Origin of the sequence: Denitromonas ohlonensis, assembly GCF_007625205.1 — a bacterium.
GTDB lineage: Bacteria > Pseudomonadota > Gammaproteobacteria > Burkholderiales > Rhodocyclaceae > Nitrogeniibacter > Nitrogeniibacter ohlonensis.
In genome coordinates, this window is record NZ_VMNI01000008.1 from 25,255 (window position 1) to 48,726 (window position 23,472).

Here is a 23,472-nt window from a genome sequence, read left to right on the forward strand (position 1 = left end):
GCGCAGGCCATGACCCCGACGCTCGCCCGACTGCACGCCGAACACGCCAATCTGACGCTGCTGGTACGGCTCCTTGACGACCACGCCTCGGTAACGGCAACGCCGCCCTTTGGCGATCTCGCCGTGCTTGTCGACACCTTGTACTACCTCACGCACTTCCCCGACGTATCACACCACCCACTGGAAGATCGCATCGTCGAGCAACTGCGCAGGCGTCAGGTATTGCCGGCCGGAATCGCCGACGAGATCGAGGCACAGCACGTTACGCTGGCCCATCAGGGCGACGCCCTGATGCGCGATCTCGAGTCAGCAGCGCGCGGCGAAACGCTGTCGTGGGAGATCGTCTCACCCAACCTCCGGCTGTATGCCGAACGCCTCCGCCACAACATGGCGGTTGAAGAGTTGATCCTCTTCCCGACCGCGCTGCGCGTCCTTGAAGATGCCGACTGGCAGCACATTGACGCCGCCAGCGAGACAACCCAGGACCCGCTGTTTGGTGCACTCATGGACAGCCGTTTCAGACAACTGCATGCGGCCATCGCCGCCGAAGCCCACTGCGGCTGCGAACTCGCGCCGGACCAATATCCTGAGCAGGAGCAATGATCATGCGCACGCCATCGAGCGCTCCGGTGAAGTTCCTCAATCTGTGGCAGATACGCTTTCCGATCGGCGCCATTGCGTCGATCGCGCACCGCGTCTCCGGCGTGCTGTTGCTCATCGCGCTGCCGTTGCTCGCCAGCGTGCTGGCGCGCTCGCTGCAAAGCCCGGCCGAGTTCGACGCCCTGCGGGCCGCCGCCACGTCAGCATCGGGCACACTGATTCTGGCACTGGCCACGTGGGCGCTCGCCCACCACGTGCTGGCCGGCATTCGCCACCTGCTCATGGATGTCGGCATCGGCAGCGGCCTGGCACAGGCGCGCCGTAGCGCACGGGCGGCACTCATTGCGGCACCAATCATCGCGCTCTATATCCTTGTCAGGGGGCTATGGTGAGGCTCTTCTCCGGCCAGCGCGCCTGGGTCGCACAACGTTTCACTGCCGTGATGCTGCTGGCCGCCGTGCTCGCCGGCCTCATGTGGCTGCTGCTCGGCGAGCCACTCGACTACACCCGCTGGTACGCCCTGCTGACCACGCCTGTTGGTGCCGTACTGACCGTGCTGATCTTCGTCATGCTCGCGGTTCACGGCTGGGTTGGCGCGCGCGACATCGTGCTCGACTACGTTCAGCCCCGCGGGCTGCGCCTGGCTCTGCTGGGCGCGATCCTTCTGGTCCTCGCCGCGACGCTGATCCGCGTGGTCCTCGTCCTCGCGACCCACGGCGCCACGTAGGAGACCACCATGCAGCTGCGCATCTATCGATTCAATCCCGACACCGATGCGCAACCGCGCATGCAGGACTACGACATCACGCCGGAGGCCGGCGACAAGAAGCTGCTCGATGTGCTGATCCGCCTCAAGAGCGTCGACGACTCCCTGTCCTTCCGGCGTTCATGCCGGGAAGGGATCTGCGGTTCGGATGCAATGAACATCAACGGGCGCAACGGTCTGGCCTGCCTGCAATCGCTCGATGAGCTGAAGCAACCCGTCGTGCTACGGCCACTGCCGGGCTTCCCGGTCATTCGCGACCTGATCGTGGACATGACCTTGTTCTTTGCCCACTACCATTCCATCAAGCCCTACCTGATCAACCCCGAGTCACCCCCGGAACGCGAACGCCTGCAAACGCCCGAGCAACGCGAACGGCTCAATGGCCTCTACGAATGCATCCTGTGCGCTTGCTGCAGCGCCTTTTGCCCGTCGTTCTGGTGGAACCCCGACAAGTTCATCGGCCCCGCCGGATTGCTGCAGGCCTATCGCTTCATCGCCGACAGCCGTGACACAGCCACCGCCGAACGCCTCGACTATCTCGACGACGTCTACCGCCTCTACCGATGCCGGACGATCATGAACTGCACCGAAGTCTGTCCGAAAGGCCTCAGCCCCTCACACGCGATCGAGCAGATCCGTCTGGCGCTCCTGAAGCAGTCCTCATAGACGGCGCGGTGCAATGCATCGATCAGGCGCGTCTCGCCCGAGGCGTGCACGCAGGCCGCGTCACCGCGCGTCCGCCTCGCCATCGAGCAGGCGCTCGCACTCGGCCATCAGCGCCCGCGCGTGTTCGGATTCGTAGTTCGGATCGAGCGCTTCCATCATCTCGTGCGTGGTAAAGAGTCCGGCCTCGCGCGACAGCGTGGCGGCCAGGTGGCGGGCGAGTTGATCGCTCAGGTCCGACAAATGCCGACGTTCGGCCAGCGGCAATTTGCGTCGGGTGCGCGACAGCCAGTCGGCGAGCAGGGTGGCGCCCTGGGCTTCGGTGGGCCACTGGCCGTGCTCGTACCACAGCGACAGGCGCTCGGCGGTGAGCGCAAAAATCAGCGCCGCGCGGGTGCCCCGGCTGTCGGCGGGCGGGGTTGGTGTGGCGTCGGGCCGAAAGACGCTCATGCCGCCACGCCGAGGCGCGTCAGAATTTCGCCCAAAGCATGCGCCGCGCCCATCTGCAGGCGGTGCGTCACCTGCGCGCTCACCCGCGTCTCGCCGGGGTTGATCTCGACCGTTGGCACGCCGGCGTCGGCGGCCCACATCACCGGGCCGGCGATGTAGGGGAAGGCGCTGGAGGTGCCGATGCTCATGACCAGATCGACGCCTTCGACCAACATGTGTTCGAGTCGCAAGATGCCGTCACGCGGCAGGTCTTCGCCAAACAACACGACGTCGGGGCGCATCACGCCGCCGCAGGTGGGGCAGCCGGGCGGCATCTGCAGGCCGGCGTAGTCGGGCACGCGGCGGCCACGGCCGCATTCGGTGCACTCAAGCTGGTGCAAATTGCCATGGATCTCGACCAGATTGGCCGTGCCCACGTCGCGGTGAAAACCATCCACATTCTGCGTAAACACCATCGAGCCAGGCCGATCGGCCACCAGCCGCGCAATGGCGTGGTGGGCCGCGTTGGGCTGGGCGCCACGGCAGTTGGCTTCGATCTGCGCGAGGTAGGTCCAGCTCACCTCCGGCCGGTTGGCCATCATCTGGCCGGAGAGTGCCTTCTCGATCGGGATGCCATGGCCGGTCAGCTTGTCGTCATACAGGCCGCCAATGCCCCGGTAGGTCGGCAGGCCGGAATCGGCAGACAGCCCGGCGCCCGTGATGAACAGAATGCGCTTGGCCTGACGGAGCAATTCGGTGACGGCGGCGAGGGTATCGGAGTCGGACATGACCGGCGGGACGCGCAAATGAGATGCGTCATCATACGCCGGTCACTAGGGCGTATTCACAGTTAGCCTGCGGTCCACAGGCTAACTGTCACGCCCCTGAAGGGCGCCGCAGCGTGGTCCATGCCGTCACGCCAATGATCAAGGCGCCGCCAATCCATTCGCGCACGCCCGGCACCTCGGCAAACAACAAGGCCGCCAGCGAAATGCCGTACACCGGCTCAAGCGAGGCCACCACGGCCGCGGTCTGCGGCGGCACATGGCGCAGGCAGGCGATGAACAAGGTGTGCGCCAGCGCCGTCCACACCACGCCGAGCGCGATCAGCCACAGCCACTGCGTCGCACCGCTGGGCATCACGCCGTCCACAAACGGCATCAGGCAGAAGGCTGCGATGGCGTTCTGCGCCATGGCCAGACGCACCGGCCCGCTGCTGCGGCTGATGCGCCGGTTGATACTGGCGAGCAACGCAAAGCTGAAGCCCGAGAGCACGCCCCAGGCCAGACCGATGAGCGTGCTGTCGCCGAAGCGCCAGTGCGGCACCAGCACCACCAGCCCCAGCGTCACGGCGCCGGCACACACCCAGTCCGCCCGCTTCGGCCGCTCGCCCCCCAGCGCCGCCAGCAGGGCCGCAAACAGCGGATAACTGGCGTAACCCATCAAGCCGATGGCCACCGACGACACCTGAATCGCCACAAAAAAACTCAGCCAGTGCACCGCCAGCAGCGGCCCGGCGAGCAGACTCAAGCCGCGAAAGCGCCCCGCCTCCGGCCGCCAGCGCAGCCACAGCCACAGGGCCGCCGCCGCAATGGCGGTGCGCCCGAACACCAGTGCCTCCGCCGACAGCGGCAAGCCTTTGGCGAACAGGCCGGCGCTGCCAAACAGGAACACCGCCGCATGCAGGGCGATCCAGGCGCGGGGCGGCGTGGTGGCAGACATGGCGGCGATGATAACGGCTTTTATGCGCGCCGCCCCGCGCGAGGCAGACGACGCGATGGCGTTCGGTTAGGATGTTGTCGTTGCCGACTCGATGCCCCTCCATGCACGCACCCATGCCCTCCCTGCAGGCGCACCGCACCGGACCGCTGGCACGTCTGTGGTTCGCCGTCAGCGCCGTGGTCGCCCTAGCCGCGCTCGGCCTGTGGGCCTGGCATCATCCGCTTGATCGGGTGGCCGCCACCGCGATTGCAGCACTCGCCGTCATGGCCTGTCTGGCGCGCCCCTCCGCCTGGCTGATCGTCCTGCCGGCACTGTGGCCAATCATCGACCTCGCCCCGCTGACCGGCTGGATCCACTTCACTGAAAGCGACGCCCTGGTGCTGGCGGTGGTCGCCGGCGTCGGTCTGCGCGAAGCCCTGGCGCCGCCCGTGCCGGTGCGCGGCGCGCCGGCCTTCCGGCTCTCGCCGATCGCGCTGCTGATCGCCGTGCTGTGGTTGGTGAGCTACGGCGTGTCGGCCTGGCGCACGCCGATTCCGCTGCCGCCCTTCGATGCCAGCCTGTTCGCCGGCTACAAGACCCCGCTCAACGGCCTGCGCCTGCTCAAGGCGCCGATCCTGCTGCTGATGCTGCTGCCCTGCCTGCACGCCGCCGGCCGCGCGCGCGGTGCGGCCGCGTTTGACCGACTCACGCTCGGCATGACGCTCGGCCTGCTGACCGCCTCGCTGGTGGCGGTGTGGGAGCGCGACGCCTTCCCCGGCCTCACCAACTTCTCGGCGGACTACCGCACCACTGGCTTGTTCTGGGAGATGCATGTCGGCGGCGCAGCCCTCGATGCCTGGCTGGCCTTGAGCTTCCCCTTTGCGCTGGCCGGCTTTCTGCGCAGTCGCGACCTGACGCAACGCCTGCTTTTTCTGGCGGTGCTGGCCGTTGGCGGCTACGCGATCCTGACCACCTTCTCGCGCGGGCTGTATGCCGCGGTCGGGGTCAGCCTGGTGTTGCTCTTGCTGGCCGGACGGGCCAGCCCGACTGCGGCCCCCGGCGCCCCTGACGGTCCACGCCCCTTGCCCGGCGGCGCGTGGCTGGCGGCGGCAGTGCTGATCGGCGCGGCCATGCCGGCCTTCGCCGGCGGCGGCTATCGCGGCCTAGCGGCCTTGATCGGCTTCGCGCTGGCGGCCTATCTGTTTGGGGATGTCGCCCGCCGTCTCAAGCCCGGCCAACGCCTGCTGGCGCTCGGCGCGGGTGTGCTGCTCGGCGCCGTCACGCTGCTCAGCCCAATGCTCGACAAAGGCCCGTATCTCGCCTTCGGCGTGCTGTGCCTGTCGGCCCTGGCGGCTGCGGCGATCAGTCTGCGTCGCCCCGAGTCCACCGCTCCGGCGTTCGCCGGACTCGCGCTGACGAGTGCCTGCGCCGTGTCGGCGGCGGTGGTCGGTCGCTACTGGGGCGAAGGCGCGGGCGAAGCCGGCATTGTTGCCGCCGCCGGCGTCGGCCTGCTCCTCCTCGCCGTGCAACTCATGCTGCCGCGCCCCTTGTGGCATCAGGCAGGCGACGGTCTGGCGCACGCGCTATTGGTCCTCGGCGTGGCCGGCGCGCTGGCCACCGGCACCACCAGCTATTACATGGGCGAGCGCTTCTCGACGGTCAGCCAGGATCTGGAGGGCCGCGTCGCGCACTGGCAAGAAGGCGCCGCCTTGCTGCGCAGCCCCGCCGATCATTGGCTGGGCCTCGGCCTCGGGCGCTATCCGGACGCTTACTTCTGGTCCGGCCCGCTGGCCGCCAATGCCGGCTCGTGGGAGCTGCCCGATGAAGACGGTCAGCGCTTCAGCCGCCTCGGCGCCGCACGCTATGTGCTGGGTTTCGGGGAGTTGTTCCGGGTGTCACAGCGGGTGGCCGCGGACACCACCGGCCCCTTCCACTACCGCATGAAGCTGCGCGCACCAGCGCGCTCCAGCCTGCATCTCGAAATCTGCCGCAAACACCTGCTGTACACCCAGACCTGCGCGATTGCCATCGTCAAGGCTAACAACCCGACCTGGACCGAGGTACAGGGCACAATGGAAGCAGGCAGCCTCACCGCCGGCGCCGGACAACACTACCGGCCCAGCGTGCTGTCGCTGGCCACGGACGGGCGAGCCCCGGTGGATGTGGACGACATTGAGGTCATCGACAACGCCGGTCGCTCGCTGGTCGCCAATGGCGATTTTCAGGCCGGCGTGGATCGCTGGTTCTTCAGCTCCGACCGTCACCACCTGCCCTGGCATGCCAAGAGTCTGTTCCTGCACGTGTGGGTCGAGCAAGGCGCGCTCGGGCTAGTGATGCTTGGCCTGATGCTGCTCGCGGCGGCCGGCCGGGTCGGCCTTGGCCGCGCGCGTGCACATCCGTTCGCCGCGCCGGTGCTGGCCGGGCTCGCGGGCTTTGTGGCGGTGGGCGTATTCGACAGCCTGCTCGACATGCCACGCATGACGCTGATGCTGCTACTCACCGCCTGGCTGGCGCTGTGTATGAACCCGGCCGCGCTCAAGGACGCGCCGGGCCGTCCCAAGCATCCTTGACCCCCTCGGGGGGCCTGACGCGAAGCGGCAGGTCTGGGGGCGCACGTGAGGACGCGCCGGGCCGCCCCAAGCGGCCTTGACCCCCCTCGGGGGGCCTGACGCGAAGCGGCAGGTTAAAGGACGCTCAGGCTGGCGCAACCTCGACCAGGCAGTCGTAAAACACCGGCCCGCCACCGATGTCGGTGAGCGCCGACGAGGTGACCGCGTTGGCGTTTTCGCCGTCGCCGGAGAACTTCTGCCACCACACCGAGGGCGCGGCGACGACGCCGGGGCGCACCCGGTCGGTGATCACCGCCAGCGCGTGAAACGCGCCGCGATCATTGAAGATGCGCAAGCGCACGCCATCGGCGATGCCGCGCGTGGCGGCGTCGTCGGGGTGGATTTCCAATGTTGGCGCGCCTTCCTTATCGCGCCAGCGCGGCAGGTTCGCGAAGCTGGAATTGAGAAAGTTGCGCGCCGGCGGCGAGATCATGGCCAGCGGGAAGCGTGCGGCCTGCGTCGGGTTGCTGACCGGCGATTCGATGGGCGGCACCCAGCCGGGCAAGGGATCGAAGCCTTGGTCAGCCAAGGTCTGCGAAAAGAATTCGCAACGGCCGGACGGCGTCGGGAAACCACCTTTGGCAAAAGGCGCAAAGGGACGCGGCAGGTTGAGGCGGGCCCAGCCCTGCGTCGCCAGGCCCTCGCTCAGCCCGAGGCTGCGCGCGTCGCGCTGGACGAAGGCCGCGGCGGCGATGGTGGCGTCGTCTTCGAACAAGGCCGGATCGTCGAACCCGAGACGCAGGGCAAGGCGGCGGAAGACTTCGCTGTTGGGCAGCGACTCACCGACCGGGTCAATGGCCGGCGTGTTGGCCACGGCGTACAGGTGACCATAGGCCTTGTGCACATCGACATGTTCGAGCTGGCTGGTGGCCGGCAGGAGGATGTCAGCGTAGTCGGCGGTGTCGGTCTGAAACAGCTCATGCACCACGCAGAACAGGTCTTCGCGGGCAAAGCCGGCGCGCACCCGGTTGCTGTCGGGCGCGACGGCGACCGGGTTGCTGTTGTAAACGTAAAGGGCGCGGATCGGCGGATCGCTGGCGGTGAGCAGCGCCTCGCCGATCGGCGACATGTTGATGGTGCGCGGCGGGAAGCGCTCGGCATTCGGGTAGAGGTCGGGGCGCTCGAGCGCCGCGGTGTCGATGGGGAAGTTGCCCGAGGTGGACAACACCGCGCCACCGGCCGCGTCGCGCCAGGCGCCGACCAGCGCGGGCAGGCAGGCGATGTTGCGCACCGCCGTGCCACCGCCGGCACAGCGATTGAGGCCGTAGTTGAGGCGGATCACGCTCGGCCGGATGCTGCCGTAGTCGCGGGCGAGCTGGCGGATCGCCTCGGCCGGCAGTCCGGTGAGCGGCGCAGCCCATTCGGGCGTGCAGGTTCGCACCCGCTCGGCCAATGCCTCGAAGCCGAGGGTGTGCTGGGCGATGTAGTCGCGGTCGATGAGGTCGTCAGCGATCAGCACCTGCATCATCGCCAGCGCGATGGCGCCGTCGGTGCCGGGCAACGGGGCGAGGTGCAGGTCGCACTTCTCGGCCGTCTGCGTGCGCCACGGGTCGATGCACACCAGCCGGGCGCCATTGCGCTTGGCCTGCTGCATGAAGCGCCAGCCGTGCAGGTTGGACACCACCGGGTTGGCACCCCAGATAATGATGAGCCTGGCATCGACGACGGACTCGGGGTCGGTACCGACCGAGGCGCCGATGACGGATTTCCAGCCGGCGCTGCCGGCCGAGGCGCAGATGGTGCGATCGAGCAGCGAGGCGCCGAGGCGATGGAAAAAGCGACGGTCCATGCCCGAGGACTGCACTAGGCCCATGGTGCCGGCGTAGCTGTAGGGCAGGATGCCGCGCGGGTCGTCGGCGGCGATCTCGGCAAAACGGGTGGCGATGGTGTCGAGGGCTTCGTCCCAGCTGATGCGCTCAAAACGGCCTTCGCCCTTTTTGCCGACGCGCTTCATCGGGTGGGTCAGGCGGTCGGGCGAATAGACGCGGTCGAGATAGTGCGCCACCTTGGTACACAAGGCGCCATGAGTGAAGGGATGGTCTTCTGCACCGCGCACCTTGACCGCGCGACCATCTTCGACGGTGATGTGCATGGCGCAGGTGTCGGGGCAATCATGCGGACAGGCGGCGCGGACGATGCGGGATTCGGATGCCATCAGGCCTCCCGAAGGGTGTTGGCGCCGCTCAGCGCGCGGCGGGGCTGGTCAGCGACCGGTAGCGTTCGCGGTCGCGCGAGTAACGGGCACGCACGGCTTCGATGTTCTTGAGCTTGGCGTCGATGACGGTTTCCTGCGCAGCCAGTTCTGACTGATTGTCGCGAATGGCCTGGGTCAGATCGGCCGGCACGGCACCGGTCGGGTGCAGCTTGGCCTCTTCCTGCAAGCGCTCATGACTTTGCTGCAACTGCACCTGGCGCTCTTTGGCCTTGGCCAGATCGTGTTCGATTTCACCTATGGCGCGGCTCTCGCGCTGATCGATATCGGCGGCACTGCGGTAGGTGTCGAGCAGTGCCCGGTCCTGCAAGCGCTGGCTACGGCGGCGCGCGTCTTCGAGTTCGCGCAGGCGCGATTCACGCTCGGCCGCAATCCGCTCGGCCTCGCTCATTGGCGCGGCGATCCGCTCGATGACGGTGCCGTCCGATGCCACGCGCCGGTAAGCCCGGCCGTAGCAGGCCTGCGGCAGCACATCGCCGCACACCCGACGCCCTTCGGCGCTTTCACAACACAAAATCGCGCCGGCCGCGCTCACCGGCGTACTCAGCACACTGGCGAACATCAGGCCGATCGCAGCCAGGCAGCGGATCATCATGAGCATTACCCTTGCGGTGCAACGCCATAGGCGTCGCGATAGGCCTGCACGGCCGACAGGTTGGCGGCCAGATCGGGGCTGTCGCCCAGATAGCCGATCAGATCGGTCAGCGTCGCCACGGCGATCACTGGCATGTCGAATTGCGCCTGCACTTCCTGCACCGCCGACAAAGCGCCCTGCCCGCGTTCCATGCGATCGAGCGCGATCACCACGCCCGCAGGCGTGGCGCCATGCGCGCGGATGATCTCGACCGACTCGCGCACGGAAGTCCCGGCGGAGATCACGTCATCAAGAATCAACACCCGGCCGGCCAGCGGCGCGCCCACCAGCGTGCCGCCCTCGCCATGGTCCTTGGCTTCCTTGCGGTTGAAGCAGTAGGGCAGGTTCACGCCCTGCTCGGCCAGCCGCATGGCGGTGCCGGCCACCAGGGGGATGCCCTTGTAGGCCGGGCCAAACAGCATGGTCGCGTCAAGCCCTGAGGCGAGTATGGCCCGCGCATAAAAACTGCACAGCGCGCCGAAGGACGCGCCGTCGTTGAACAACCCGGCGTTGAAGAAATAGGGCGACTTGCGCCCCGCCTTGGTCATAAACTCGCCAAAGCGCAGCACGCCCTTGTCACAGGCCAGTGCAATGAAATCCCGGCTAAAATCCACGTTGGCCTCAATCAGAATGATTCTCAAGACACCGAATGTTACGCGTCATCACTATCAACCTCAACGGCATCCGATCGGCAGAACGTAAGGGCTTTTTTGCCTGGATGTCGAATCAGAGCGCCGACATCGTCTGCCTGCAAGAGCTCAAGGCCCAGCGCCCAGACCTCTCCGAGGAGATGCTCGCCCCGCCGGGTTACCACGGATTTTTCCACTGCGCCGACAAACGCGGCTACAGCGGCGTCGGGATCTACAGCCGACGCGCACCCGACCGGGTGATCGAAGGCCTGGGCAACGCCGAATTCGATGCCGAAGGCCGCTACCTTCAGGCCGACTTCGGCACGCTGTCGGTGGTCTCCCTCTACCTGCCCTCTGGCTCCAGCTCGGAAGAACGGCAGGCCGCCAAGTACCGCTTCATGGACATCTTTATGCCGCACATGGCCGAGCTGATCGCCAGCGGCCGCGAGGTGATCATCTGCGGTGACTGGAACATCGCCCACCGCGAGGCCGACCTCACCAACTGGAAGTCCAACAAGAAGAATTCCGGCTTCCTGCCCGAAGAGCGCGCCTGGCTGACCCGCCTGTTTGACGAAGTGGGCTGGGTCGATGTATATCGCACCCTGCATCCGGACGCGACCGACGCGTGCTATACGTGGTGGTCCAACCGCGGTCAGGCCTGGGCCAAGAACGTGGGCTGGCGACTGGACTACCAGATCGCCACGCCGGGCACCGCGCTCACCGCCAGGGCCACGTCGGTCTACAAGGACGAACGTTTCAGCGACCACGCGCCACTGACCGTCGATTACGACATCAGCCTGTGACCGGCAAGCGCCGAAAGGCCGGTCATCACGGCCGTCCGGCAAGTGACAACGTCATTTTCACTCGGACATTTTCAGTTCATCCGGCAAAAACCTGCGTAAATCAGGCGAGTGCGCGATAATGGTGGTTCAGCCATGGGGGGCACTGACCGAATGAAATGCGTAGATGATTTCCGCCTGCGACTGGGCAAGCACGAGCTCGTGCCCATTATGGTAGGTGGCATGGGGGTGGATATTTCCGCCGCCGAACTATCCCTTGAAGCCGCGCGCCTGGGCGGTGTCGGGCATATTTCCGATGCCATGGTGCCGACGGTGTCTGACCGCCGCTTCAAGACCAAGTACGTCAAGGACAAACTCCAGCAGTACAAATTCAACGTCGCGAACTCCGACAAGTCCGTCGTGCAGTTCAACATGGACATGCTCGCCGAGGCGACCGCTCGCCACGTCAGCGCCACCATGGAGGCCAAACGCGGCCCGGGGCTGATCTTCATCAACTGCATGGAAAAGCTGACCATGAACGCGCCCAGGGAAACCCTGCGCGTTCGTCTGCGAGCGGCCATGGATGCCGGCATCGAGGGCATCACCCTGGCCGCCGGTCTGCACCTGGGCTCTTTCGCCCTGATCGAAGATCACCCGCGCTTCCGCGATGTGCATCTGGGCATCATCGTGTCGTCGCTGCGCGCGTTGCAGTTGTTTCTCAAGAAGAGCGCCCGTACCGGTCGCCTGCCCGATTACGTGGTGGTCGAAGGCCCGCTGGCCGGCGGTCACCTCGGCTTTGGCATGGACTGGGCCGAGTACGACCTGGCCACCATCACCAACGAGATCCAGGCCTGGCTGAAAACCGAGCAGCTCGAGATCCCGGTGATTCCGGCCGGCGGCATCTTCACCGGCACCGATGCAGTGAACTTCCTCGAAGCCGGCGCCGCCGCGGTTCAGGTGGCCACACGCTTTACGGTCACGCATGAATGCGGCCTGCCTGAAGACGTGCAACAGCACTACCTGACGGCCGAAGAAGACGGTATCGAGGTGAATCAGATCTCGCCCACCGGCTATCCGATGCGCATGCTCAAGAGCAGCCCGGCGATCGGCGACGGCATCCGCCCGAACTGCGAAGCCTACGGCTACCTGCTCGACGCCAAGGGCAACTGCCAGTACATCGAAGCCTACAACCGCGAAGTCGCGCTGCATCCCGGCGCCAAGCGCGTCAAGGTGATGGACAAGACCTGTCTGTGCACCCACATGCGCAACTTCGAGTGCTGGACCTGCGGGCACTACACCTATCGCCTGAAAGACACCACGCGCCAGAACGACGACGGCAGCTATCAGCTACTCACCGCCGAGCATGTGTTCAAGGACTACCAGTTCAGCAAGGACAACAAAATTGCCCTGCCTGAACTGATTTCCACTACCGCCTGAGCGCTCAGGCGGTTTCCCGCTCGGGCGCCGACGCCCCACCATCTGCTTTACGGTGGGGCGCGCGGTAGGCCACGGCGGGCTTCATCAGATGTCCCAGCTTGTTGGCCTTGGTATCGAGGTAGTCGGTGTTGTGCGGATTGCGCCCAACCTGCAGCGGCACCCGCTCGACCACCATCAAGCCATGCTGACGCATGCTCTCGAGCTTGCGCGGGTTGTTGGTCATCAGGCGCAGTGACTTCACGCCCAAGTGCGCCAGCATCGGCTGACAGATGCCGAAGTCGCGCATGTCGGCCGGGAAGCCGAGTTGCTCGTTGGCCTCGACCGTGTCCGCGCCTTCGTCCTGCAATTTGTAGGCGCGAATCTTGTTGAGCAGGCCAATGCCGCGGCCTTCCTGGCGCAGGTACAGAATCACCCCCCGCCCCTCGGCCACGATCTGGCGCATCGCCGCTTCAAGCTGATAGCCGCAGTCGCAGCGCTCGCTGAACAGGCTGTCGCCGGTCAGGCACTCGGAGTGGATGCGCGCCAGCACCGGCGTGCCGTCGGCGATGTCGCCATGGGTGATGGCCAGATGCTCGATCCCGGTGTCGGTATCCTCAAAGCCATGCAGCGTAAAGACGCCGAAACGGTTGGGCAGCTTGCAGGCTTCGACAAAACGAAGGGTCATTCAATGCTCTCCTAGCGGGGCGTTTTTTTGTTGTCTCGCCACCGGAGCGGTCGAGGGTCGCGAGCGCCATGTCGCGACCTGGCTTACAGATGACAGTATCGCTGCCCTCTCGTTCATTCAAGCGCTGCGACGCTCCGGCAGCAGCAGATGCAGGCCGATCGCCGCCACACCGCACAGGCTCACGCCTTGCAGGCTGAAGCCGTCGAGGTTCACCGCCAGCCCGCCGATGCCGCACACCAGCACGGTGGAGACGATCACCAGATTGCGCGGCTCGTCCATGTTCACCCGCGCCGCGATCAGCGTCTTCAGGCCGATGCTGGCCACCGAGCCGAACAGCAGCATCATGATGCCACCCATCACCGGCACCGGCACCGACTGCAAAATGGCGTTGAATTTGCCAAAAAAGGCCATGAAGATGGCCAGCACCGCGGCCCAGGTCATCACCGCCGGGTTGAAGTTGCGGGTCAGCGTGACCGCGCCGGTCACTTCCGAATAGGTGGTCACCGGCGGGCCGCCGATCAGACCAGCAAACAACACCGCCAGGCCATCGCCGGCGAGCGTACGATGCAGGCCCGGCTTCTCGGTGTAATCCTTGCCGGTGATGCCGCCGATGGCGACCACGTCGCCCACATGCTCGATGGCCGGGGCCAGCGCCACCGGGAGCATGAACAGCACCGCCGCCCACTCGAAGCTCGGCGTCACAAAGGCCGGCAGGGCAAACCACGGCGCATCGGCGATCTTGCTCAGATCGACCAGCCCGAGCATCACGCTCAGCACGTAACCGACCAGCACGCCCGCCAGAATCGGCACCAGACGCAGGAAGCCGCGCGCAAAAATCGACACCACCACCGTGGTCAGCAGCGAGGCCGTCGCCACCGCCATCGCCGTCGCGTAGGGCACCAACTCGATCTTGCCATCGCCGCTCTTGCCCATCGCCATGTTCACCGCCACCGCGGCCAGCGACAAACCGATGATCATGATGATCGGCCCGATCACCACCGGCGGCATGAAGCGATGCACGATCTCGGCACCGTGCTTGCGCACCAGCGCGGCAAACACGAAGTAAACCAGGCTCACGCAGGCCAGCGCGCCCATGGTGGCCGACACGCCCCAGGTTTGGGTGGCGTAGATGATCGGCGCGATGAAGGCGAAGCTGGACCCCAGGAAAATCGGCACCTGCCGGCCGGTCACCGCCTGAAACAGCAGCGTACCCACGCCCGCGCCCAGCAGCGCCAGGCTGGGGTTGAGGCCGGTGAGCAGCGGCACCAGCACCAGCGCGCCAAAGGCCACGAACAAAATCTGTGCGCCGGCAATGGCCTGGCGCCAGAGCGGATCGGCACCCTCGATGGGAAGCTCACGCATGCTGCATTTCTCCTGAACGGGGTCGTGCCCCTGTTTGCGTTCTGGTGTGTGCGGAGCGCCTGCGGGGATCACCCGCCACGGCGTCCGGATCGCCTGGTGATTACCCGTGCTTGGTCCCGAAAATCTTGTCGCCAGCGTCCCCGAGGCCGGGGATGATGTAGCCGACTTCGTTGAGGTGGCTGTCGATGCTCGCGGTGTAGATGTCCACATCCGGATGCTGCTCGGCCATCAGCGCGATGCCCTCGGGCGCGGCGACCAGCACCAGCGCCTTGATATGGGTGCAGCCCTTGCGCTTGAGCATCTCGACCGTCGCCGCCATCGAGCCGCCGGTGGCCAGCATCGGGTCGATGATGATCGCCATGCGCTCGGCCAGATGGCCGACGAACTTCTCGAAATAGGGCTCGGGGCGCAGGGTTTCTTCGTTGCGCGCGATGCCCGCCACGCTCACCTTGGCGCTGGGGATCATGTCGAGCACACCATCGAGCATGCCGAGGCCGGCGCGCAGGATCGGCACCACCGTCACCTTCTTGCCCTTGATCTGCTCCACCTCCACCGGCCCGGCCCAGCCGGCGATGGTCACCGTTTCGAGCGGAAAGTCCTGGCACGCCTCATACGCCAGAAGCCGGGCAATTTCAGCGGTCAGCTCGCGGAATTTCTTGGTGCTGATATCGGCTTCGCGCATCAGGCCGATCTTGTGCTTGACGAGCGGATGGGAGATTTCGGTAATGGACATGGCGGCGGGCAAAATCGAAGTAGCTACCGGGCGCAGGGTGCGTCGCAGCAAATCGCGCTAGTTTACTCTGCCAAGCGCCGTCCGTCCCAGACTTGATCCCCCCGGTGGGCGAACGGTCGTGCTTCCAATAGAATCCGGTGTTTTCTCGCGCAAGCTACCCCCACCATGCTCGATAAGTTCTTCCAACTCCGGGCCCACGGCACCACCGTGCGAACCGAGGTACTGGCCGGTCTGACCATCTTTCTGACCATGGCCTACATCATCTTCGTGAACCCCGACATCCTGTCGGCCGCGGGCATGCCGAAAGACGCGGTGTTTGTCGCCACCTGTCTGGCCGCCGCACTCGGTTCGCTGATCATGGGCCTGTGGGCCAACTACCCGATCGCGCTGGCGCCGGGCATGGGCCTGAATGCCTACTTTGCCTTTGCCGTCGTGCAGGGCATGGGCTTCACCTGGCAGGCCGCACTGGGCGCGGTGTTCATCTCCGGCTGCCTGTTCATCATCATCAGCCTGTTCCGCATCCGCGAATGGATCGTCAATGCCATCCCGCACTCGCTCAAGCTGTCGATCTCGGCCGGCATCGGCCTGTTCCTGGCCATCATCGGCCTCAAGAACGCCGGCATCATCACCGGGCACCCGGCCACCCTGGTCACCCTCGGCGATCTGCATGCGCCAGGCCCGATCTTCGCCGCCATCGGCTTCGTGATCATCGCCGCGCTGGCCCACCGCAAGGTGCCGGGCGCGATCATCATCGGCATCCTGGTGGTCACCGTCGCCGGCATCCTCACCGGCCAGAGCAGCTTCGGCGGCGTGTTTGCCGCGCCGCCCTCGCTGATGCCCACGCTGATGCAGATGGACATCGCCGGCGCGCTCAATGCCGGCCTGCTCACCGTCATCATGACCTTCTTCCTGGTCGAGCTCTTCGACGCCTCGGGCACGCTGATTGGGGTGGCGCACCGCGCCGGCCTGCTCGACAAGGACGGCAAGCTGCCGCGCCTGTCGCGCGCCCTGCTGTCCGACTCCACCGCCATCGCCGCCGGCGCCGCGATGGGCACCTCGTCGACCACCGCCTACATCGAATCCGCCGCCGGCACCGCCGTGGGCGGGCGCACCGGCCTCACCGCCGTCGTGGTCGCGCTGTGCTTTCTGGCCGCACTGGTGCTCGCCCCGCTGGCCGGCAGCGTGCCCGCTTTCGCCACCGCCCCGGCGCTCATCTATGTCGCCATTCTCATGACCCGCGGCCTGGCCGAGATCGACTGGGACGACATGACCGAAACCGCCCCCGCGGTCATCACCGCCATCACCATGCCCTTCACCTTCTCGGTCGCCCACGGCATCGCCTTTGGCTTCCTCAGCTATGTGGTCATCAAGCTGCTGGCCGGCCGCGCGCGTGATCTGTCGATGGCGGTGGTCGTCATCGCCGGCGTGTTCCTCGTCAAGTTCATCTTCCTGTGAGCGACACCATGCAAAGCGCCGCCGAGATCCTCCGCCAGCGCATCCGCACCGTCTCCGACTGGCCGCAGGCGGGCGTTCAGTTCCGCGACATCACCCCGGTGCTGCAAGACCCGGTCAGCTTCCGGCTCATGGTGCAGACCCTGGTGGTGCGCTACATGCCGCAGCACATCGACGTGGTCGCCGGCATCGACGCGCGCGGCTTCATCCTCGGCGCGGTGGTCGCCCATGAGCTGAACGTCGGCTTCGTGCCGGTACGCAAAAAAGGCAAACTGCCCTTCACGACCGTGTCGGAAGAATACGAACTCGAATACGGCTCGGCCACCGTCGAACTGCATACCGACGCCGTCAAACCCGGCGATCGCGTGCTGCTGATCGACGACCTGATCGCCACCGGCGGCACCATGATGGCCGCCAAGAAACTCATTGAGCGCCTCGGCGCCACCATCGTCGAAGGCGCGGCCATCGTCGATCTGCCCGAGCTGGGCGGCTCGGCCCTGCTGCGCGCCGCCGGCCTCGAACTCTTTACCCTGGTCGACTACGCCGGCCACTAAACACCGAATCTGGAATTGCCATGTCTGTTGATATGAAAGAAATCCGCCGCGCCATGGAAGAGGCCGACTGCCTCGCCGACAACGCCGCCGTCGAAACCGCGCTGGACCGCATGGCCGCCGAGATCACCGAGCCGCTGCGCAACACCAACCCGCTGGTCTTCGTGGTCATGAACGGCGGCCTGATCCTCGCCGGCCGCCTGCTGCCGCGACTCAACTTCCCGCTCGAAGTCGCCTACCTGCACGCCACCCGCTACGGCCACGCCCTGCAAGGCAACCTGCTCGACTGGCGCGTCCGCCCCACCCAGGACCTGCGCGGCCGCACCGTGCTCGTGCTCGACGACATCCTCGACGAAGGCCACACCCTGACCGCCATCGTCGAGCACCTGCAGGCCGAAGGCGCCGTGGCCGTGCACACCGCCGTGCTGGTGCACAAAGACCATGACCGCAAAGCCAGCCCCGGCATGCGCGCCGACTTCACCGGCATGGACATCGCCGACCGCTTCCTGTTTGGCTGCGGCATGGATTACAAGGGCTACTGGCGGAATGCGCCGGGGATTTACGCGCTGAAGGGGCACTGAGGCATCGGGTCGGATGCGCTTTGCTTATCCGCCCGTCACCCTGTCGTAGGTCGGGTTGAGCGTAGCGAAGCCCAACACAACATTGGTGCATCCTGCCACATCGGATGTTGGGCTTCGCGTTGCTCAACCCAACCTACGGCGCTGTTTTGGTGGGTGGCAAGCCACCCACCCTACGCCGCTGACACACAACGGCCACCGGACACGCTCGCCTCTCGTAGGGCGGATAAGCCGAAGGCGCATCCGCCATCGGTCATGATTGCGCCGAGAATCGGCGGATGCGCTGCGCTTATCCGCCCTACGAAATCCTGGCCTCACTCCCCCCGAAAATCCTCGGGAAACAGGTGGTGCCGGTTGAGCTTGTCGTAGAGCGTCTTGCGCGGGGTGTCGAGCAGCTCGGCGGCGGAGGTGACGTTGCCGTGGGTCTGGCGCAGGGCGGATTCGATGACCTGGCGCTCGAAGCCTTCGACCTGCCGGGCCAGCGAACCGCCGGTGGTGTCGGCGGCCGGTCGACGCACGGCCACGCCGAGACAGAAGCGGTCGACCGCGTTGCGCAGTTCGCGCACATTGCCGGGCCAGTCCTGCGCCATCCACGCCGCCATGTCGTCCTCGCCCCACATCGGTGGGTCGCAGCGGTAGCGGGCGGCGGCTTCACGCAGGAAGTGGCCGGCCAGCAAGGGGATGTCGGCCTTGCGTTCGCGTAGCGGCGGCAGCTCCAGGCCGACCACATTCAAGCGGTAATACAGATCGCTGCGGAACTGCCCGGCGTCGGACAAGGCCTTCAGATCGGCCTTGCTGGCGGCGATGAGGCGGCAATCCACAGGAATCGCGGCATTGCTGCCGAGGCGCTCAACCACTCGCTCCTGCAGCACCCGCAGCAGCTTGACCTGCAAGATGGCGGGCATGGTTTCGATTTCGTCGAGAAACAAGGTGCCGCCGCGGGCATGCTCGATCTTGCCGATGCGCCGCTTGAGCGCGCCGGTAAACGCGCCGGCCTCATGACCGAAGATTTCGGACTCGAACACCGTCTCGGGCAGCGCCCCGCAGTTGATCGCCACAAACTCGCCACTTCGCCCGCTGGCGGCATGGATGGCGCGCGCGGCGACTTCCTTGCCGGTGCCGGTTTCACCGTAGATGAGCACGTCGGCTTCGGTCGGGCCGATGGCGGCGATGGTGTGGCGCACCCGCTGCATGGGCGGCGCATCGCCGATCAGCGGCACGGCTTCGCGGGCCGACAGGCTGGCCTTGAGGCGGCGGTTCTCGATGACCAGCGCGCGGCGGTCGTGGGCGCGGCGCACGACTTCGACCAGCCGGTCGGAAGAAAACGGTTTTTCGATGAAATCGTAGGCGCCTTCGCGCATGGCGGCGACGGCCATGGTGATGCCACCGTGGCCGGTGATCAGCACCACCGGAATCTCGCGGTCGATGGCCATCACCGCGCGCAACAGGGCGAGCCCGTCCATGCCCGGCAGACGCACATCGCACACCACGGTGCCGGGAAAGTCTGGCCCGATGCGCGCCAGCGCCGGCTCGGCGGCATCGAAGCCGCGCACCGGCAGGTCGTCCAGCTCGAGCGCCTGCTCGATGCCAAGGCGCACCTGCGGGTCGTCTTCGATCACGATCACATGCGGTCGATGCTCGGCCATGCGCTTACAACTCCCCTCGCGCCAGTGGCAGGCGCAGTTCAAAACAGGCCCCGCCACCGTCATCGTTGGCGGCGCTGAGCGAGCCGTGCAGGCTCTCGGCGATCAGCCGCGAGATCGCCAGCCCCAGGCCCAGGCCTTTGCCAATCGGCTTGGTGGTGAAAAACGGCTCAAACAGATGCGGCCACACTTGCGGGTCGATGCCGCCGCCGGTGTCGCGCAGACAGATGATGCCCTCGCCCGCCTCGATGCGGGTATCAATCGACAGCTCACGGGCGGCCGCGCCCTCCATCGCATCAATCGCGTTGACCGCCAGATTGACGATGACCTGCTCCAGCCGGGTGATGTCGGCCTTGACCGTGAGGCCGGGCACGCCGTGGCGCACCGACACCGTCACGTCGGCGCTCTGGCGTTTCGATTCGACCAGCAGCAGCGCATTGTCGATGGCGTCGGCCACGTCCACCGGGGTGAGCGCATCGCCGCTCTTGCGCGAGAAGGTTTTGAGCTGCGCGACGATGCGGCCCATGCGCTGGGCCACGCGCGAGATGTGCTCAAGATTGTCGGCGGCCGCCTCGGGCTTGTCGCGCTCGATGAAGCGGCGCGCATTATCGGCCAGCGTGGTCAGCGCCGCCAGCGGCTGGTTGAGTTCGTGGGTCACCCCTGCCGCCATTTGCCCGAGCACCGCCAGCTTGCCGGCCTGCACCGCGGTGTCCCGGGTGCGGGTCAGGATTTGCTCGGCGTCCTTGAGCGAGCTAACCCGCGCCTCCAGCGTGCGGTTGGCGGTGAGCAAGTCACCGGTGCGCTCGGCAATGCGCGCTTCGAGATCGGCCTGCACGCGCTCGAGCGCGGCGCGCGCGGCGTGGCGCTCCTGCGTGCGGCGCCGACGCATGTGCCACAGGCCGATGGCCATCAACAGCAGCAACACGCCCAAGGTCAGCGCGGCCGCCATCACGGTGGCGAGTTTTCGGGCGTCGGTCAGGTCGGCCAGGATGAGCAGCCGCCAGCCGTAGTCGGGCAGTTCGATGGACTCGGACAGCAGCGCCTGCGCCTGACCGTCGGCGGCCACAAAGGGCAGCGAGGCGTTGTCCAGGCTGAGGCGTCTGCCCCGGCCATCGGGCGTCAGCATGGGCTGACCGTCGGTGGCCTTGAGCGGTGCCAGGTCGGCGTTCAGATACTGCCGTGTTCGCGCCAGCGCTTCGCGATCGGTGCCAGAGAGCGGAAACAGGCTGCGATACTTCCAGCTCGGTGACGAGGCCAGCACCACCACACCCCGCCGGTCGGCCACCAGCAGCAAGTCACCCGAACGGCGCCAGGCATCTTCGAGGGCATCGAGCCGGATCTTGACCACCGCCACGCCGGTGAGGGTGCCATCCACATAGACCGGCGCCGACAGAAAATAGCCGGCCTCCTGGGTGGTCACGCCCACGCCAAAGAAGCGCCCCGGCTCGCCTGACATGGCTTCATGAAAATACGGCCGGAAGCTGTAGTTGTTGCCAACGAAGGAGTTCGGCTCGCGCCAGTTGCTCGACGCCAGCACCGAGCCGCTCGCATCGAGCAGGTAGATGACATGGATGACCGGGTCCTGGCTGACCGCTTCGAGATAGCGATTGACGGCCGCGGTTTGCTCGCCACCCTGCCCGCCAGCGAGCAGATCTTGCACCCGCCCGTCGAGGCCGAGCACGTTGGGCAGCAGGCGGAATTCCTCTAGCGTCTGCTCCAGCGTGCGGCGGTAGAAGTCGAGGCGCAGCTGGCTGGCTTCGGCCACCTGCGCCGCCTCGCGATTGAGAAAGGCGTGATAACTGCCCACGCCGAGCACCACCGCCAGCGCGCCGAGCACAAGCAGCGGCTGGAGGAAGCGATAGACAGTTCGGGTCAGCGGCATGGCGTCAATGTCGGCGTCGGAGCGCCCCAGCTTACGGCGTGTCGCGCCGACCGCCAACATGACGCGCACCCACTCAGGCGGCGACCACCGTCCGGCGACGCCACCAGGCGAAGGCCATGACGCCCGCCGCCACGGCCAGACCGAGCTCGTCGGTGAGCGGTTGCGCGGTGACCAGCAACACGGCGCCGATACCGGCGATCACGCGAATCGGCCAGCCCAGCGGCGCGCCCAGATAGCCGATGCTCGCCGCGCCCCACAGAATGATGGCCGCCACCGCCTTGCCCACGATGTAGAGCACCGACAGCACCGTCCAGTCACCCTGCAGCATCAGCGCCGGGGTGTACACCGCCATGTAAGGCACGACGAAACCGGCGATCGCGATACGCAGCGCCTGCATGCCAATCTTCATGCCCGATGTTCGCGCAATGGGCGCGGCCGCAAAGGCGGCCAGCGCGACCGGCGGGGTCAGGTCGGCCATGATGCCGAAGTAGAAAACGAACATGTGGCTGACCACCAGCGGCACGCCCAGTTCGAGCAGCGCCGGCGCGGCCAGGCTGGAGGTGATGATGTAGTTGGGAATGGTCGGGATGCCCATGCCCAGCAGCAGGCACACCAGCATGGTCAGCACCAGCGACAGGATCAGGCTGTCGCGACCCAGGTCGATGATGGTGTTGGCAAACATGGTGGCCGCGCCGGTCAGCGTCAGGCAGCCGATGATCACGCCCACCAATGCGCAGGCCACGCCCACCGGCAGCGCATGACGTGCGCCTTCGGCCAGCGCATTGACCGCCACGCGCAGGGTGTCGCGACCGCCTTTCACCATGAAACAGCCGACCACCAGCACGGCGATGATGCCGAAGAAGACCTCGATACCCACTTTGAGGAAGGCCGAGCAGGCCAGCGCCAGCGCCACCCAGAACACCACCCGCAGCGCCGTGCCCTTGACCCGCAGCGCAATGGCGCCACCGAAGATCAGGATCGCGGTCAGCGCCAGGCCCACCGTGCCCGAGAACAGCGGCGTGAAGCCCGAAAACAGCAGATACACCAGCACCGCCAGCGGCAGCAGCAGATGCCAGTCGCGCTTGAGCGCGGTCAGCGCATTGGGGCATTCGCTCTTGGGCAGACCGACCAGGCCTTTGCGGCCGGCCTCGAGGTGCACCATCAGGAAGGCGGTAAAGAAATACAGCGCGGCCGGAATCGCCGCTGCGATGCAGATATCGACATAGGGCACGCCGATGGTCTCGGCCATGATGAAGGCCACCGCGCCCATCACCGGCGGCATGATCTGCCCGCCCATGGAACTGGTCGCCTCGACGCCGCCGGCAAACTCGCTGGAGTAACCGAAGCGCTTCATCAGCGGAATGGTGAATTGCCCGGTGGTGACCACGTTGGCCACGCCCGAGCCGCTGATGGTGCCCATCAGGCCCGAGGACACCACCGACACCTTGGCCGGACCGCCGTGGGTGTGACCCACCGTGCCGAGCGCGAAGTCGGTGAACAAACGGATCATGCCGGCCTGTTCGAGGAAGGTGCCGAACAGGATGAACAGGAAGATATAGCTCGACGACACATAGGTCGGGATGCCGTAGATGCCCTCGGTGCCGAAGCCGAGCTGGTCAATCACCTGCGACCAGGCATAGCCACGGTGGGCCCAGTCGCCCGGCAGGTATTGGCCGAACAAGGCGTAGGCGAGAAAACTCAGGCAGATCAGCGGCAGCGCCAGACCGATGACCCGGCGGGCGGCTTCGAAGACCATCACCACGGTGATCGCGCCGATGATCAGATCCATATCGGTCGGGTCACCCGCCCGCAGGATCAGGTCGCCTTCATAGACCCAGTGATAAAAGGCCATGCCGAAGGCGATGATGCCAATCAGCCACAACACCACGCCCTGCGCGTCGAGGCGCGGGCGAACGGCGGCGGCAATACCGAAAGTCATCAGCAGCAGGAAGCCCACATGCAGGGCGCGCACGATCTGCGACGACAGCGGACTCAGCGAGGCCGTGATGATCTGGAATGCGGAAAAAGCGACGCCGATCAGGAACAGGGTGCGGGCAACGCCCCCCTCGCTCCAGCCGTAGGGCACCGCCGTGTGTCCGGCAGTTTCGGACATGGTGATCTCCTCACACGCCATCTCGGCATGCCTTT

The 23,472-nt window shown here is 66.4% G+C and carries 22 protein-coding genes; 10 read left to right on the top strand and 12 right to left on the bottom strand.

Annotation, left to right across the window (positions count from 1 at the left end; genetic code table 11):
• The first annotated feature begins 9 nt into the window (after positions 1–9).
• The 4 genes from FHP89_RS09930 to FHP89_RS09945 are packed head-to-tail and all read left to right on the top strand — an operon-like array spanning position 10 to position 2,032.
• The gene (locus tag FHP89_RS09930) at positions 10–603 is read left to right on the top strand and encodes a hemerythrin domain-containing protein (protein ID WP_144175644.1); all 594 of its coding nucleotides are present in this window, start codon (positions 10–12) and stop codon (positions 601–603) included.
• Entirely contained in the window at positions 600–992 is a 393-nt protein-coding gene (gene sdhC, locus FHP89_RS09935) for a succinate dehydrogenase, cytochrome b556 subunit (protein ID WP_391525585.1), read from the top strand. The genes FHP89_RS09930 and sdhC overlap by 4 nt, the downstream gene beginning before the upstream one ends.
• Positions 986–1,327, top strand: coding sequence for a succinate dehydrogenase, hydrophobic membrane anchor protein (gene sdhD / locus FHP89_RS09940; protein WP_313795053.1), 342 nt, complete (start codon positions 986–988; stop codon positions 1,325–1,327). Before sdhC ends, sdhD begins: the two co-directional genes overlap by 7 nt.
• 9 nt (positions 1,328–1,336) lie before the next feature.
• Complete coding sequence (locus tag FHP89_RS09945; protein ID WP_144175648.1) at positions 1,337–2,032, top strand: succinate dehydrogenase iron-sulfur subunit; 696 nt, start codon at positions 1,337–1,339, stop codon at positions 2,030–2,032.
• Positions 2,033–2,092: 60 nt separating this feature from the next.
• Here FHP89_RS09945 and FHP89_RS09950 read toward each other — a convergent pair whose 3' ends face one another.
• The 3 genes from FHP89_RS09950 to FHP89_RS09960 form a co-directional block, all read right to left on the bottom strand.
• Positions 2,093–2,479 (bottom strand): hypothetical protein, encoded by a 387-nt coding sequence (locus FHP89_RS09950; protein WP_144175650.1) that lies wholly within the window; start codon positions 2,477–2,479, stop codon positions 2,093–2,095.
• Complete coding sequence (locus FHP89_RS09955; protein WP_144175652.1) at positions 2,476–3,246, bottom strand: SIR2 family NAD-dependent protein deacylase; 771 nt, start codon at positions 3,244–3,246, stop codon at positions 2,476–2,478. Before FHP89_RS09955 ends, FHP89_RS09950 begins: the two co-directional genes overlap by 4 nt.
• Before the next feature lie 88 nt (positions 3,247–3,334).
• Positions 3,335–4,180, bottom strand: coding sequence for a DMT family transporter (locus FHP89_RS09960; protein ID WP_144175654.1), 846 nt, complete (start codon positions 4,178–4,180; stop codon positions 3,335–3,337).
• A gap of 101 nt (positions 4,181–4,281) precedes the next feature.
• Here FHP89_RS09960 and FHP89_RS09965 point away from each other — a divergent pair, with 101 nt between their 5' ends.
• Positions 4,282–6,729: a hypothetical protein gene (locus FHP89_RS09965; protein ID WP_144175656.1), complete on the top strand. Its 2,448-nt coding sequence runs from the start codon at positions 4,282–4,284 to the stop codon at positions 6,727–6,729.
• A gap of 124 nt (positions 6,730–6,853) precedes the next feature.
• Here FHP89_RS09965 and FHP89_RS09970 read toward each other — a convergent pair whose 3' ends face one another.
• The 3 genes from FHP89_RS09970 to pyrE are packed head-to-tail and all read right to left on the bottom strand — an operon-like array spanning position 6,854 to position 10,228.
• Complete coding sequence (locus FHP89_RS09970) at positions 6,854–8,923, bottom strand: molybdopterin-containing oxidoreductase family protein (RefSeq protein ID WP_144175658.1); 2,070 nt, start codon at positions 8,921–8,923, stop codon at positions 6,854–6,856.
• A gap of 28 nt (positions 8,924–8,951) precedes the next feature.
• Positions 8,952–9,575, bottom strand: coding sequence for a hypothetical protein (locus FHP89_RS09975; protein ID WP_144175660.1), 624 nt, complete (start codon positions 9,573–9,575; stop codon positions 8,952–8,954).
• A 5-nt stretch (positions 9,576–9,580) separates the two neighbouring features.
• Positions 9,581–10,228, bottom strand: coding sequence for an orotate phosphoribosyltransferase (pyrE, locus tag FHP89_RS09980; protein ID WP_144175662.1), 648 nt, complete (start codon positions 10,226–10,228; stop codon positions 9,581–9,583).
• A gap of 35 nt (positions 10,229–10,263) precedes the next feature.
• Here pyrE and FHP89_RS09985 point away from each other — a divergent pair, with 35 nt between their 5' ends.
• Positions 10,264–11,046: an exodeoxyribonuclease III gene (locus tag FHP89_RS09985; RefSeq protein ID WP_144175664.1), complete on the top strand. Its 783-nt coding sequence runs from the start codon at positions 10,264–10,266 to the stop codon at positions 11,044–11,046.
• 150 nt (positions 11,047–11,196) lie between these two features.
• Positions 11,197–12,459: a nitronate monooxygenase gene (locus tag FHP89_RS09990; RefSeq protein WP_144175665.1), complete on the top strand. Its 1,263-nt coding sequence runs from the start codon at positions 11,197–11,199 to the stop codon at positions 12,457–12,459.
• A 4-nt stretch (positions 12,460–12,463) separates the two neighbouring features.
• On the opposite strand, the gene ribA is transcribed toward FHP89_RS09990, so the two are convergent.
• The 3 genes from ribA to upp form a co-directional block, all read right to left on the bottom strand.
• Complete coding sequence (gene ribA / locus FHP89_RS09995) at positions 12,464–13,123, bottom strand: GTP cyclohydrolase II (RefSeq protein WP_144175667.1); 660 nt, start codon at positions 13,121–13,123, stop codon at positions 12,464–12,466.
• 117 nt (positions 13,124–13,240) lie between these two features.
• Positions 13,241–14,485 (bottom strand): uracil-xanthine permease family protein, encoded by a 1,245-nt coding sequence (locus FHP89_RS10000; protein ID WP_144175669.1) that lies wholly within the window; start codon positions 14,483–14,485, stop codon positions 13,241–13,243.
• 100 nt (positions 14,486–14,585) lie between these two features.
• Entirely contained in the window at positions 14,586–15,218 is a 633-nt protein-coding gene (gene upp, locus FHP89_RS10005) for a uracil phosphoribosyltransferase (protein ID WP_144175671.1), read from the bottom strand.
• A 165-nt stretch (positions 15,219–15,383) separates the two neighbouring features.
• Between upp and FHP89_RS10010 the strand changes: the two genes are divergently transcribed.
• The 3 genes from FHP89_RS10010 to FHP89_RS10020 are packed head-to-tail and all read left to right on the top strand — an operon-like array spanning position 15,384 to position 17,802.
• Positions 15,384–16,673 (top strand): NCS2 family permease, encoded by a 1,290-nt coding sequence (locus FHP89_RS10010; RefSeq protein ID WP_144175680.1) that lies wholly within the window; start codon positions 15,384–15,386, stop codon positions 16,671–16,673.
• Between the two features lie 8 nt (positions 16,674–16,681).
• Positions 16,682–17,224, top strand: coding sequence for an adenine phosphoribosyltransferase (locus tag FHP89_RS10015; protein WP_144175689.1), 543 nt, complete (start codon positions 16,682–16,684; stop codon positions 17,222–17,224).
• Positions 17,225–17,244: 20 nt separating this feature from the next.
• Positions 17,245–17,802, top strand: coding sequence for a hypoxanthine-guanine phosphoribosyltransferase (locus tag FHP89_RS10020; RefSeq protein ID WP_144175697.1), 558 nt, complete (start codon positions 17,245–17,247; stop codon positions 17,800–17,802).
• A gap of 311 nt (positions 17,803–18,113) precedes the next feature.
• Here FHP89_RS10020 and FHP89_RS10025 read toward each other — a convergent pair whose 3' ends face one another.
• From FHP89_RS10025 to FHP89_RS10035, 3 genes are read right to left on the bottom strand one after another with little or no spacing between them, the layout of a single operon-like run.
• On the bottom strand, positions 18,114–19,445 hold the full coding sequence (locus tag FHP89_RS10025; RefSeq protein ID WP_144175700.1) for a sigma-54-dependent transcriptional regulator: 1,332 nt from the start codon (positions 19,443–19,445) through the stop codon (positions 18,114–18,116).
• A 4-nt stretch (positions 19,446–19,449) separates the two neighbouring features.
• Positions 19,450–21,384 (bottom strand): sensor histidine kinase, encoded by a 1,935-nt coding sequence (locus tag FHP89_RS10030; protein ID WP_144175701.1) that lies wholly within the window; start codon positions 21,382–21,384, stop codon positions 19,450–19,452.
• Between the two features lie 13 nt (positions 21,385–21,397).
• Positions 21,398–23,437, bottom strand: a complete 2,040-nt coding sequence (locus FHP89_RS10035) for a TRAP transporter permease (RefSeq protein WP_144175702.1) — start codon at positions 23,435–23,437, stop codon at positions 21,398–21,400.
• Positions 23,438–23,472 lie beyond the last annotated feature (35 nt).